Raw genomic sequence first — 13,040 nt, forward strand, 5'->3', positions numbered from 1 at the left:
AGGCATCAATATCACACTATGATATAATTTGCGTTTTACCTATTTCTCCACGGAACTCCGATGAAAACACTCGCTCGCGGCTTGATCAAGACGGACTTCGAGCAACTGTCCGAGTTTCGCTACCAGATGCGGCGCTTCGAACGTTTTTCTGAGCAGGCCGCCCAGGGTGAAGGGATTACACCATTGCAGTATCTGCTGCTCCTGCATATCAAGGGTTATCCGGAGCGCGACTGGGCCACCGTCGGCGAGCTTGCGGAGCGGCTCCAGGCGCAGCATCACGGCGTGGTCGCGCTCGTGTCCCGCTGTGAGGCGCTTGATCTGGTCCGCAGAAAAGTCAGTGAGACCGACCGCCGCCAGGTTGAGGTTCATCTGTTGAAGGCGGGCGAGCAGGTGCTTGCCCGCCTCGCCGAGATGCACCGTGCTGAACTGAAGTCGCTCGAAGGCGCCTTTAACGTCCCCCAGATTGATTTTTGAGTCACCATGAGTCTCGATACCCATAAGCGCGATTTTTCCACCAACGCGCGACTTCCCGGCATTTCAGCACTCGCTGCGGGGATCGGCGCCCTGAGCACGCTCGCGGCATTCGTGCTGCTAAGCCTGATTCATCTGTTCACCAATCTGTTTTTCTTCCAGCAAATTTCGTTTGCGGACCGCTCACCGGCCCTCAACACGCTAGGTATCTGGGTGGTGGTCGTTCCTGTGATCGGCGGCCTCATCGTCGGTTTCATGGCCCGTTACGGTTCGGAGAAGATCCGTGGGCACGGCATTCCCGAAGCGATCGAAGCCATCCTGTTCGGCAAGAGCCGCATGTCGCCGAAAGTGGCGATCCTCAAGCCCTTATCGTCCGGCATTGTGATCGGCAGTGGCGGGCCGTTCGGCGCAGAAGGTCCGATCATCATGACAGGCGGCGCACTGGGGTCGCTGATCGCGCAATGTGTGAAGGTCACCTCCGCGGAACGCAAGACGCTGCTGGTTGCCGGCGCAGCGGCGGGCATGACGGCGGTCTTTGGCACGCCGGTGGCGGCCGTGCTGTTGGCAGTCGAACTGCTGTTGTTCGAATGGCGCCCGCGCAGTTTTCTGCCGGTCGCGCTTGCGTGCGCAGTCGCGGGGTTCGCGCGCGCGGCATTCTTCGGCACGGGGCCGCTGTTTCCGCTTGAGACCGCACCTCCCGGCGCACTGTCGCTGGTCTCCTGCGTCATCGCAGGGCTGATGTCCGGCGCGCTCGCATCGGGCCTGTCAGCCGCGCTCTACAAGACCGAAGACCTGTTCGGCAAGCTGCCCATCCACTGGATGTGGTGGCCCGCGATTGGCGGCCTCGTCGTCGGCATCGGCGGCTTTCTCGAACCTCGCGCGTTGGGCGTTGGCTACGACGTGATCGGCGACCTGCTGCACCAGCACATTGCAATCCAGATCGCGCTGGCGATCCTGGTCGTGAAGGCGGTCATATGGGTCGTGGCACTGGGCTCGGGCACCTCAGGCGGCGTCCTTGCTCCGTTGCTCATGCTGGGTGCGGGGCTCGGCGTCGTGTTCGGCCACGTGCTGCCGGGCGGCGACCCTGCCCTGTGGCCGCTCGTCTGCATGGCGGCCACGCTTGGCGCTACACTGGGCGCACCGTTGACCGCAATCGTGTTCGCATTCGGCCTCACGCACGACAGCAACGCATTGCTGCCGCTGCTCGCCGCAACGCTGATCGCGCACGGGTTTGCAACGGTCGTCATGAAGCGCTCCATCATGACCGAGAAAATTGCCCGGCGCGGTTACCACATCTACCGGGAATACGGCGTCGATCCGCTTGAGCGCCACCACGTCGACGAGGTGATGTCGCGTACGGTCGAGACGATCGATGGCGATCTGTCCGTGCGCGAAGCGCTGGCAACGTACTTCGGCACGACGCAGACGCATCGCGCCTATCCGGTCGTGCGTCAAGGCGTGCTGGCGGGCGTCGTCGATCGCGCGGTACTGGAAAAAATTCGCGATGAAGAGGCAGAGCATGCGCTCGATTCACGCCTCGCCGACGTGTTGCGCCACCGCTCCCCTGCCTTTGCATTACCCAGTGAAACCTGCCGGCTCGTCGCAACGCGGCTGGCGGTGCACGGTCTCGAACGCTTGCCCGTGGTCGCGGATTCCGGAACGTTGCAACTGATCGGCATTGTGTCGCGCAGCGATCTGGTCAAGCCGTCTCTAGCCCACTTCGACGAAGAGCACAAAAAAGAACGCTTCCGGCGCTTGCGGATTCAGCCCGGCAAGCGGCACTTCCCCCCGGTTCCGTAAGTCAGCGGCCGGTCGTCGGCTGCCAGAAACAGATACGCTCTTCTTCCGTGCCCCTTCGGGGGCATACCTCTCCTGCTTTTCTCGTCCCTCCTGCATTTCCCACTGATTCAGCACCCATTCCCTGGACAATATCGTCCCCACGCTGCGAAGCCATGTCGCGCTCCTCATGGCCGCTTCGCAACCGTGTCAAAAAAACGCGCATCGCATACCGCGCCCGGGAACGAAAACGGGAACAGGACTCGCACACGTGACATCCAACTCCCTATCCAAGATCGAATCGGCCCCAGTCGTGTGCGGACCGGGCCGGACTTGCCATTACTATTCAGGAGACGCGACATGAAGTTAATCAGCGCAGCACTGTACGGCGCACTCACGCTTACCAGCTTCCCGGGCTGGGCACAGAGCACCGGTCCCACCGACCCCCAGATCGCCGCCATCGTCGTGACCGCCAATCAGGTGGATATCGACGCGGGCAAGCTCGCGGAGTCGAAAACGAAGTCGAAGGATGTCACAGCGTTCGCGCAACGCATGGTCACCGATCATAGCGGCGTTAACAAGGCCGCCACCGACCTCGTTCACAAGCTCGGCGTGACGCCGGAAGACAATCCGACGAGCCAGAGCCTCAAGCAGGGCGGCGATGCGAACCTCGCCAACCTGAAAACACTCAACGGCGCGCAGTTCGACCGGGCGTATATCGACCACGAGGTAACGTACCACGACGGCGTTCTCGACGCGCTGGACAACACGTTGATTCCGGATGCGCAGAACGCGGAACTGAAGGCGCTTCTCGTCAAAGTGCGTCCGGCCTTTGTCGCGCATCTCGAGCACGCGAAGCATCTGCAGGCGGAACTGGGCAAGAGTGGTGGGTAATCCGACACTTTGCGCAACCGGACAGCGCCGGAGCAAGCTACGCACCGGCGCTTTTGTCCCTGCCTGCGTTTTCGTTGTGATCATGATGACTTCGCTGGCCGGCGTTTCCGAAGCCGCAGGCACAACGTACCAGATCGTCATCGAGCAGATGCGCTTCAATCCGCCGGTGCTCACGGTGCACCGCGGAGACCGTGTGGTGTGGGTGAACAAGGATCTGTTTCCCCATACGGCGACTGGAATATCGAAAGCGTTCGACTCGCATGCAATTTCGCCGAACGCATCGTGGAGTTACGTGGCACGCAAGACGGGCAGCTATCCGTATCTGTGCACCCTCCACACCACGATGCGTGGCACACTGATCGTGCAATGAGGGATGAACAATAATGAGTGAGAGCGACCTGGCGAGGCAGTCATGACAGACATCGCTGAAGCACATTCAACGTTCGCCGCAAGTGACGAACGCGAGGTGGTTCGCCGCATCGTCGCGGGAGATCGATCGGCGTTCGAATGGCTGATGCGCCAGCACAATCGGCGGTTGTATCGCCTGGCGCGCGCCACCTTGCGTGACGAAACGGAAGCAGAAGACGCGCTGCAGGCGGCGTATCTGTCAGCCTACAGATCGATCGCCCGGTTTCGTGGCGAAGCCACCCTCCACACCTGGCTGTCCCGACTGGTACTCAACGAATGCTACGGACGCCTGCGCCGGGAAGCACGCCGTCAGAACGTGATTCCGATGGTGGACGCGAACACTCATGTCGATATCGATGCCATGACCGCGCAAGATTCCGATTCCCCAGACAAGGCGGTAGCGCGCACCGAGCTGCGAGCCTTGCTCGAGCGCAAGCTGGATGAACTGCCGGAAGTCTTTCGCGTTGTGTTTGTCCTACGTTCGGTCGAGGAATTGAGCGTCGAGGAGACGGCACAATGTCTCGACATCCCGGAAGCGACGGTGCGCAGCCGGCATTTCCGCGCAAAGAGCCTGCTGCGCGAATCATTGGCGCACGAGATCGATCTCGCCGAGCGCGACGTATTCGAATTCGGCGGCGCCCACTGCGACCGGGTGGTCGCCAACGTACTATCGCGGATAGCCGGCGAAGATGACAACGGCAGTAACGCACCGGCGATATAAATCGCCGTACCTCGTCGGCGCCGTTCGCTGTGTCTGGGCGATAGCGGGCATTCTCGCCGTGGCGGCAAACTCGAGCGCGCAAACGCGGGCGATCAAAATCATATCGGGTGGCTATGGCACGAACTGCGGAATGCCACGAGGAAACGCGACGCATGATCTCGCGCGACAGTGTGACGGACTGCAGACCTGCCCGTACATCCTGCACAAGACACTCACGGGTGCGCCATCCCAAAGCTGCCGCAAAGACCACAAGGACTTTCGTGTCGAATGGCGATGCACCGATACCGAATTCCATACCGCCGAGCTCAGCGCTGAAGCAAGGCCGGGCAGCAGACTCGTGCTGAGTTGCGTCGAAGAGGCCGGTCCAGGCAGATAGATATCACCGTGCAACGGCCCGCGTTTGACGTGGACACATCAGGATCGGACACGTTGATCATCTGACGAACGGCTCACGAAAGACATCAGATGTGGGGGTGCGCCCAATGACATGTCGAACCGTATTGACCATCTCCATCACCCGACTGATGGCGCTATCCGGGAATCGTCTTCGTTTGAGATGACCTGTGTTCACATAGCGCCGCGATCCGCGATGAGGCATCCATTGCCTCATTCAACAGCCGCTCGATGACCTCGGCGGCGCTGGAGACCTGGTCGACGAGCGCTGCCGATTCGCCGGCAAAGAGCGCCATCTGCTCAAGATCTCCCACCGTGGTGCGTAGTGGCGAATCGGTGCTAAACCGGTAGATCGGCCGTCCTTCGTCGTAGGCGATCACATCGCGTGGCAGGCTGTCCGGGTGATGTCCGAACAGGTGGCTTCCGGCTCTCCCGGTCACGCTGTTTGCCAGGACGCGCACTGGAGAGTGAGGTGGCCAGTTGATCGCGAACAGGTCGGTATAGACCGTATCGCCCGCCCGGGCGGCGAGAATGCGTTGCTTGTGATAGTCGTGCGCGAAAGACTCGTGGGTCGCGAGGAAAAGCGTACCGCAGTGAATTCCCGCTGCGCCGAGCGCGAGCGCCGCAACGAGGCCCGCGCCTGTTGCGAAGCCGCCCGACGCGACAACCGGGATGCGCACAAGCCGGGCGATCTCGGGAAGCAACGTCAGGATCCCCGTACGCCCCCGCACATGGCCGCCCGCTTCAATACCCTGCGCAATCACGATGTCGGCCCCCGCCTGTTCAGCGGCGAGCGCGTCCTCAAGTGAACCGACCTGATAGAGCACCAGCACGCCTGCATCTTTGGCTTGTGCGACCACGTCGGGTACGACATCCCAGAAGAAACATATCGCGGGAACACGGGCGTCCAGACAGGCGTCGAGTTCTGCCGCGAGGAGAGCCGGTTCCGTCGCCGACGGGATCAGATTGACGCCGAACGGCTGATCCGTGACGGCCCGCACAGCAGCAATCTCGCGGGAGATCAACTCAGGCGACTCGCGCACCATACCCAGCAGGCCAAATCCGCCGGCATGGGAAACGGCCGCTGCAAGCTCGGCACGCGCCGGACCGCCCATTCCCGCTGAAATGACGGGATACCGGCAGCCCAGCAGCCGGGTCAGTGGCGTAGCAAATGACGTCGTATCAATAGCCATCGTATTACCTCTTCGATTGAGGATGGCACCGCATATACATCACAAGATGATATAGAATAATTCAAATGCGCTGTGATCTCCATCGTTGTGCCGCCGCGCTCGTCAGCGACGGCCATTCGAACGGTTGCGCATCCGCCAGCCTGGCTGCTGGATAGCGGGGCTTCCTGAATCGGAGTGAGTGACGATATGTCTGCATTCGGGCGCATCCTGTTGTGTTATGACGCAACCCGTGAAGGGCGGCGGGCGTTGCGTCATGGCGCCTCATTAGCGGAGCAGCTCAAGGCGGAAACGCACCTGCTTGCCGTTCTGAATAGCCTGGCGTGGACGCAGGGGGCTGACATTGCGTCTGCCGTGCCGTTCGATGCGTTGGAGCAGTCTGCGAGGGAGATACTCCGTGATGGAATCGAGAAACTCGCTGCGCGTGGTGTAATCGCCATGCCCCATTTCGCGATTGGCGACCCTCTGGACCATATCCCGTTTTTTGCCCGTGAGTTGAAAGCCGATCTGATTGTCGTGGGACATCGCCGAAGCGGCCTCCTCCGGCGATGGTGGAGCGGCAAGAACGATGGACTGCTGCTGGACAGGGTTTCCTGCGCAGTACTGGTCGCGATGGATGCGGAAGACGCGGATGCTCGCGATCCGGTAGAGACATTATCCGCACGTGCGTAAGGGCATCGGGAAAAGCTCATAGCCAGACGATCCGACAGCCGTGGTTTTCACACCGCACCAATACTTTGAAACATGACCTACAGAACCATTGAAACCGTCATTGGCAACACCTCTCTCGTCGAACTCGTTCGTCTTCCCGATGAAACAATCCGGGCGCGCAACAACGTCATCCTCGGCAAGCTGGAGGGCAACAACCCTGCGGGTTCGGTCAAGGATCGCGCGGCGCTCTCGATGATCAGGGGCGCCGAGCATCGCGGACGTATACGGCCCGGCGACGTGCTGATCGAAGCGACCAGTGGCAACACCGGTATCGCGCTCGCCATGGTGGCCGCGCTGCGCGGCTATCGGATGGTGTTGCTCATGCCGGAGGATGTCTCTGAGGAACGGTGTCGCAGCATGGCAGCGTATGGCGCAGAAATAATCCTGACGCCGGCCAAGGGCGGTATGGAATGCGCGCGGGACATCGCTGCGAAGATGGAACGGGAAGGCCGGGGCATCGTTCTCGATCAGTTCTCCAATCCCGACAACCCGCTTGCACATTACGAAGGCACCGGTCCGGAGATCTGGCGTGAAACACAGGGATGCGTTACGCATTTTGTTTCTGCCATGGGGACTACCGGAACCATCATGGGCGTAAGGGTTCAGGTGCAAATAGGGTCGGCGAATAGGTTAGAGTTGCCGGAGCAAAACGAACCGATGACCTACGATGAGCAAGCTGAAAAGTCTGGACGAGCTGTTCGCTGGACGCCATTTTGATCGGGAGATCATCATTCTGTGTGTTCGTTGGTACCTGCGCTACAAGCTCAGTCTGCGCGATCTTGTCGAAATGATGGCCGAACGGGGTTTGTCGCTGGCTCACACGACGATCCTGCGCTGGGTAAGGCGTTATACGCCCGAGTTCGTCAAACGCTGGAACCGCTTTGCTACGCCGGCAGGTCGCTCGTGGCGTGTCGACGAGACCTACCTGAAGATTCGCGGCAGTTGGGTCTACCTGTACCGGGCAGTGGATCGGGCTGGCCAGACGGTGGACTTCATGCTCAGGGCGAAACGCGACGTGGCCGCGGCCAAAGCCTTTTTCAGCAAGGCCATCAGGCATCAGGGCCAGTCGCCGGAAACCATTACGTTCGATGGTTATGCTGCCTCGCACCGTGCGGTGCGCGAGATGAAGGCCGATGGGATGCTGCCTGGAGACACGAAGGTCCGGTCCTCAAAATATCTGAATAATTTGGTCGAACAGGACCATCGTCGCATCAAATCCAGGACGAACGTGATGCTCGGATTCAAACGGTTCAGGAGCGCCGCGATTACGATTTCAGGTATCGAGTTGACGCATCGCATTCGCAAGGGCCAGTTCGATCTCGCGAAGTTCGGCATCAAGGATGCTGCTGCAGCCGCCGTATGGAATGCTGTCCTGTCTTATCGATAAGTTATCCTTCCTAGCCGAAATTTCTCAACCTGATTATCTATTTGCACCAGAACCTAACAGATCACGAAGCGTCCACGCAAGCTTTCGGTCTTCCGCTCCTTGCGAGCATTCGTCGAAAATGACGCACGCGGGTGGTCGATCTAATAGCCCCACGTGATCGAGCCGCGGGTGTACCTGCGCTGGTCATCTGGGATGGCTTCGACTTTGAGGTTGTTGTATTTTTCCAGGATCCTGTTGTAAGTACCGTCGTCCTGAATCTCCTTCAGTGCCTTTTGCCAGCGCTGCACTTCCGCCTGGGGCGTGCCCTTGGAGAAGGCGAGGTAGATCTCACTGGGACGGACGATCTGCCCGAAGTTGAGTGTCGATGCATCCGCGCCAATTTCCTTGTACGCGTGAATCACCATCAGGCGCGGCGCAAGCCAGGCGTCGATCCTGCGCTCTTTCATTCGCTTGGCGTCGAGCCACTCCTCGGGCGCCGGCACGATCCGCGTAAAACCGAGCGACTTTACCAGCGCCTGCGCGCCGCTATCAAAGAGAACGCCGACCGGACGGTCCCTGACCTTCTCGAGGCTGGAGACGTCGACCCCCTGGCCGCCGACCAGGATCAGATCATCGGTCACGATCCGGCAGCACCAGATATAGTGATCTTCCCGCTCGGGGGTCCGGGTGATGGAGAGGATCCCGATATTGGGCGTGCTCATGGCGATTTCCTGAGCGGTGTTCCAGGGCATGTATTCGATGCTGCCCTTGTAGCCGATCCGCTTCGCCATTTCCATCACCGCCTCGTGAACCAGTCCCTGTCCGGGCCCAGGCACCTCCGATACCGTGGCGGGAGGTATCTGAAACGTAAAGGGCGGCAACTCCGCGGTAATCAATCGGACCTCCTGCGCGCCGGCGGGCAGCGAGACTAGCGCGAGCGCCATGAGCCATAGCAACCGGTGCATCTTCACCTCCAGACTCTGTTGTCGCCCCAACTGGGGCCGCTTGTGCGTCGTCCGCGAACTCGCAAGGGCGAGCTAAAAAGTGCCGAACACGGCGTTCAGGATGATCACCGCAATACCCGCGACGACCGTAATGACCGAGGCCACCACGAAAATGTCGAGGTATGACTGCCTGTGCGTGAGGCCGCAGATCCCCAGCAGGGTAATCACGGCGCCGTTGTGCGGCATGCAGTCGAAACCGCCCGAGGACATACTGGCGATGCGGTGCATGATTTCAGGGCTGACGTGCGCAGCCTTTGCCATTTGCAGGTAGAAGTCGCCAAGCGAGGCCAGGGCGATGCTAAGGCCGCCCGAGGCGGAGCCGGTGATGGCGGCCAGCACGTTCACGGTTATCGCGATCGAAAGGACGGGATTGGTGGTGATGCTCGTCATGCTGTCGCGCACCACAGCGAACGCCGCCAGCGAAGCAATCACGCCTCCGTAGCCCACCTCCGACGCGGTGTTCAGCATGGGCAGCATGGAACCCAGGGTTCCCTTGTTGATGGTATCGGTGATGTTGGCGAATCTCTTGAGGTTGGCAAGCAACACGAAGAGGCTAGCAACGATGACCGCCAGCACGATGGACCAGATGCCCGCGACGCTCGACAGTTTTGTCGCGCCGTACTTGGGCTGCGACAGAAACGCGGTGTCCATGGCGGGGATCACCCACGTGGTGAATACATAGTTCAAGGCAATCACGAGGATGATGGGAATCAGCGCGACGAGAAAGCTTGGAGCGTGCTGCGCCGGACCATGGGCGGTCTCTTCAAGATCGTCGTGCTGGCCATACCCCTCGCCTTTGGCCCGGGCGGCAGCTGCACGCCGGTTGAGCCAGAGCATGCCACCGCCAAACATGATCAGGCCGCCGATGATGCCGAGACCCGGCGCGGCGAACGGAGTGGTGCCGAAGTAGGCGGTCGGGATGGCATTCTGGATGGCGGGCGTGCCGGGAAGCGCCGTCATCGTAAACGTGAACGATCCGAGCGCGATCGCACCGGGAATGAGCCGCTTGGGAATCTCCGCTTCGCGGAACAGCGACTTCGCGATGGGGTAAACGGCAAACGCCACCACGAAAAGCGAGACGCCGCCGTAAGTCAGGACCCCGCAGGCGAGCACGATGGCGAGTATGCCGCGATTCTTCCCGGTAAGAGCGGCAATCCTGTGGGCGATCACTTTGGCCGAGCCCGAATCGTCCATGAGTTTACCGAACAACGCACCCATCATGAAGAGCGGAAAGAACTTGCCCAGGTACTTGGCGAGCTCGGTCATGAAGAGCTGGGTGTAGGTACCGAGTAACAACCCGCCGTGCCCACCGCTGAATAACACTGCCACGGTGGCCATGATGGGTGCCAGCAGCAGAACGTTGACCCCCCGGTAGGCCAGGAACATAAGCGCGACCAGGGATAGGCAGATTCCGAAAATGGCAACGGCGGTCATGGCTGCTCCCTCATTTGGTTATTGAAGAGTTGGAACAATTCCGGGAATCGGGCTTTCCGTACAATAGCGCGTTGACGTACGCACCGCCGAGTTGGTTTGATCGGGGTGCTTACTTCATCAGGGATCTGCTTGCAACCTGTCTTTTTGACAAAAGACAGTATGGTTCCCATACGCACGCATGACAACCAGGCCAAGCGTACACGGCGGTGCTTCCGGCCAAGGTCAGGGGTCGCGGTCGAACAGCAGTAGATAACCGGCATTTCGTCGAAGCCGTGCTTTGGATTGCTTGCATGGGTACCCTCATCGCAAACATACTGCTCGTTCTGAATGTCTCGATCTATCCAGCACCATCGTGGACGGGGTATTCTCATTCTTGCCATACTGGGAACGTCAACGGGATGGCGGTGGTTTTCCACGGCGCACCCTACACAAACGCAGCCCCTGCCTGGCGTCTGACTGGCTGAGATAGCGGGTGATGCGAGACAAGGAGACATCATGACCGGAGGATTCCAACATCCGTTTCCCACCCCGACGCGTAGTGCGGAGCGCGGCAAGGTGGTGACCGCGCGTGAAGCAGTCCAGCTGGTTCGCTCAGGAGACACCATAGCAACCGGCGGCTTTGTCGGCATTGGATTCGCCGAAGAAATTGCGGCGGCGTTGGAGCAGCGATTTCTTGAGTCAAGGGGAACCGATAGCCCGGCGCCGTGCGACCTCACGCTTGTCTACGCCGCAGGACAGGGCGATGGCAAATCGAAGGGACTGAATCACCTGGCGCACGAAGGTTTGGTCCGTCGCGTCATCGGCGGGCACTGGGGCCTCGTGCCGGGGCTTCAGAAGCTGGCACTTGATGGACGGATTGAAGCTTATAACCTCCCGCAGGGCGTCATTTCACATCTGTTTCGCGATATCGCCGCACACAAACCTGGGCACCTGTCGACAATCGGTCTGGGCACGTTCGTCGACCCGCGCAAGGGGGGCGGCAAGCTCAATGCACGGACAACGGACGACCTGGTCTCGCTGATGTCCGTCGGCGGCGAAGAGTACCTCTTTTATAAGGCTTTCCCGATAGACGTTGCTATCGTCAGAGGTACGACAGCGGACGCGTCCGGAAACATCACGATGGAGAAAGAGGCGCTCACGCTCGAATCACTCTCGATTGCCATGGCCGCTCGCAACTCCGGTGGCATCGTGATCGTTCAGGTCGAGCGACTGGCAGAGTCGAACACGCTGAATCCGAGGCACGTAAAGATTCCGGGCATCATGGTCGATTGCGTCGTTGTTGCGAAGCCTGAGCAACATTGGCAGACCTTTGCGGAGCCATACTCCGCTGCCTTTTCCAGTGAGCTTCGCGTTGCCGCTACGTCATTGCCGCCGATGGAATTGAACGAGAGAAAAGTCATTGCACGGAGGGCGGCGTTCGAGCTCCTCGCCAATAGCGTCGTCAATCTCGGCATCGGGATGCCTGAGGGCATCGCCAGTGTCGCGAACGAGGAACAGGTCATCGACCTTTTCACGATGACCACCGAGCCTGGGGTGATCGGCGGGATACCGGCGGGTGGCTTGAATTTCGGCGCGGCGACCAACACGCAGGCCATCATAGACCAGCCATACCAGTTCGATTTCTATGACGGTGGCGGTCTGGATATCGCGTTTCTTGGGCTTGCGCAGGCGGACCGGCAGGGCAACCTCAACGTTAGCAAGTTCGGGCCGAAACTGGCGGGTGCGGGCGGCTTCATCAACATCAGTCAAAGCGCCAAGAAAGTTGTTTTCGTGGGCACGTTCAACGCCGGCAATCTCGACGTCGCGATTGAGGACGGACGATTGAAGATTTTGCGCGAAGGGACGTGCCAGAAATTCGTCGATGCTGTCGAGCATTGCACCTTTAGCGGTGAATATGCGGCGAGGCGCGGTCAGTCCGTGCTTTACGTTACCGAGCGGTGCGTGTTTTCGCTTACGCCGGATGGCCTCGAACTGATCGAGGTGGCACCCGGCGTCGACATTCAGAGAGACATCGTTGCCCAGATGGGATTCGCTCCGATAGTCAAGACAAGACCGCGCCTGATGGACAAGCGGATATTCCGTTCTGCGCCGATGGGTCTGCGAGCCGCGATTCTCAGTTTGAGGCTTAACGAACGGTTCAGCTACGACGCAGCCCAGAATTTATTTTTCGTTAATTTTGAGGGGCACGAGGTCGCCAGCCTCGAAGACGTGGATGCCATACGTAAAGAGGTCGAAGCACGGCTGCACGATGCACGTGTCAAGCCGCATGCCGTGGTCAACTACGATAACTTCTCGATCCGCCCAGAGGTGATTGACGCCTATTCGGACATGGTGACGCATCTGGTCTCGCATTTATACTCTGGCGTCACGAGATACACGACCAGCAGCTTCCTTAGATTGAAGCTGGGGGATGCGCTTCAGCGGCGCAGTGTCGCGACGTATATCTACGAAAGCCCAGAGGAAGCGAAAGCGCACATCAACGAAGTGCTCACGGCAACAGCGCATTAACATTTGATGTACAGGCAGGATCTCGCCCGGCGCTGGTCCCAGTTGTGTACTTCGGCAGACTCCGGCGCGGTAGCAGTGACTCGCGTGGTCGTGCCGTCGCCGTGAGTGACCGTGAGGTCGAGGAGCTCGTCCTGATGAAGCCGGTGCACCGAGCCGGCAAAAAT

General features: G+C 60.0%; 11 protein-coding genes and 1 pseudogene. 9 read left to right on the forward strand and 3 right to left on the reverse strand.

Features of this window, described 5'->3' with window-relative positions; translation table 11 throughout:
- Positions 1 to 60: 60 nt before the first annotated feature.
- The 5 genes from GNZ12_RS43585 to GNZ12_RS43605 all read left to right on the forward strand — a co-directional run bounded on the left by GNZ12_RS43585 (position 61) and on the right by GNZ12_RS43605 (position 4,270).
- Positions 61 to 474, forward strand: a complete 414-nt coding sequence (locus tag GNZ12_RS43585) for a MarR family winged helix-turn-helix transcriptional regulator (RefSeq protein ID WP_172319150.1) — start codon at positions 61 to 63, stop codon at positions 472 to 474.
- A gap of 6 nt (positions 475 to 480) precedes the next feature.
- Positions 481 to 2,271, forward strand: a complete 1,791-nt coding sequence (locus GNZ12_RS43590; protein WP_172319152.1) for a chloride channel protein — start codon at positions 481 to 483, stop codon at positions 2,269 to 2,271.
- A gap of 336 nt (positions 2,272 to 2,607) precedes the next feature.
- Positions 2,608 to 3,141, forward strand: a complete 534-nt coding sequence (locus GNZ12_RS43595; RefSeq protein ID WP_172319154.1) for a DUF4142 domain-containing protein — start codon at positions 2,608 to 2,610, stop codon at positions 3,139 to 3,141.
- Positions 3,142 to 3,220: 79 nt separating this feature from the next.
- Entirely contained in the window at positions 3,221 to 3,511 is a 291-nt protein-coding gene (locus GNZ12_RS43600) for a cupredoxin domain-containing protein (RefSeq protein WP_328806217.1), read from the forward strand.
- A 42-nt stretch (positions 3,512 to 3,553) separates the two neighbouring features.
- Entirely contained in the window at positions 3,554 to 4,270 is a 717-nt protein-coding gene (locus GNZ12_RS43605) for an RNA polymerase sigma factor (RefSeq protein ID WP_172319158.1), read from the forward strand.
- A 530-nt stretch (positions 4,271 to 4,800) separates the two neighbouring features.
- On the opposite strand, the gene GNZ12_RS43610 is transcribed toward GNZ12_RS43605, so the two are convergent.
- Positions 4,801 to 5,856, reverse strand: coding sequence for an NAD(P)H-dependent flavin oxidoreductase (locus tag GNZ12_RS43610; protein ID WP_172319160.1), 1,056 nt, complete (start codon positions 5,854 to 5,856; stop codon positions 4,801 to 4,803).
- Positions 5,857 to 6,042: 186 nt separating this feature from the next.
- Here GNZ12_RS43610 and GNZ12_RS43615 point away from each other — a divergent pair, with 186 nt between their 5' ends.
- From GNZ12_RS43615 to GNZ12_RS43625, 3 genes and pseudogenes are all read left to right on the forward strand, one after another.
- Positions 6,043 to 6,525 carry a universal stress protein gene (locus GNZ12_RS43615; protein WP_172319162.1) on the forward strand — a complete coding sequence of 161 codons (483 nt, stop codon included), beginning with the start codon at positions 6,043 to 6,045 and terminating at the stop codon, positions 6,523 to 6,525.
- Between the two features lie 72 nt (positions 6,526 to 6,597).
- Positions 6,598 to 7,158: pseudogene (locus GNZ12_RS43620) on the forward strand (pyridoxal-phosphate dependent enzyme); the annotation flags it as partial.
- A gap of 82 nt (positions 7,159 to 7,240) precedes the next feature.
- Positions 7,241 to 7,951: an IS6 family transposase gene (locus tag GNZ12_RS43625; RefSeq protein WP_407947773.1), complete on the forward strand. Its 711-nt coding sequence runs from the start codon at positions 7,241 to 7,243 to the stop codon at positions 7,949 to 7,951.
- 140 nt (positions 7,952 to 8,091) lie between these two features.
- On the opposite strand, the gene GNZ12_RS43630 is transcribed toward GNZ12_RS43625, so the two are convergent.
- Positions 8,092 to 8,895 carry a substrate-binding periplasmic protein gene (locus tag GNZ12_RS43630; protein ID WP_172319166.1) on the reverse strand — a complete coding sequence of 268 codons (804 nt, stop codon included), beginning with the start codon at positions 8,893 to 8,895 and terminating at the stop codon, positions 8,092 to 8,094.
- A 72-nt stretch (positions 8,896 to 8,967) separates the two neighbouring features.
- Positions 8,968 to 10,368 carry a GntP family permease gene (locus tag GNZ12_RS43635; protein ID WP_172319168.1) on the reverse strand — a complete coding sequence of 467 codons (1,401 nt, stop codon included), beginning with the start codon at positions 10,366 to 10,368 and terminating at the stop codon, positions 8,968 to 8,970.
- A 495-nt stretch (positions 10,369 to 10,863) separates the two neighbouring features.
- Between GNZ12_RS43635 and GNZ12_RS43640 the strand changes: the two genes are divergently transcribed.
- Complete coding sequence (locus tag GNZ12_RS43640; protein ID WP_172319170.1) at positions 10,864 to 12,876, forward strand: acyl CoA:acetate/3-ketoacid CoA transferase; 2,013 nt, start codon at positions 10,864 to 10,866, stop codon at positions 12,874 to 12,876.
- Positions 12,877 to 13,040 lie beyond the last annotated feature (164 nt).

This window comes from Paraburkholderia solitsugae (assembly GCF_013177695.1).
In the GTDB taxonomy this organism is placed as follows: domain Bacteria; phylum Pseudomonadota; class Gammaproteobacteria; order Burkholderiales; family Burkholderiaceae; genus Paraburkholderia; species Paraburkholderia solitsugae.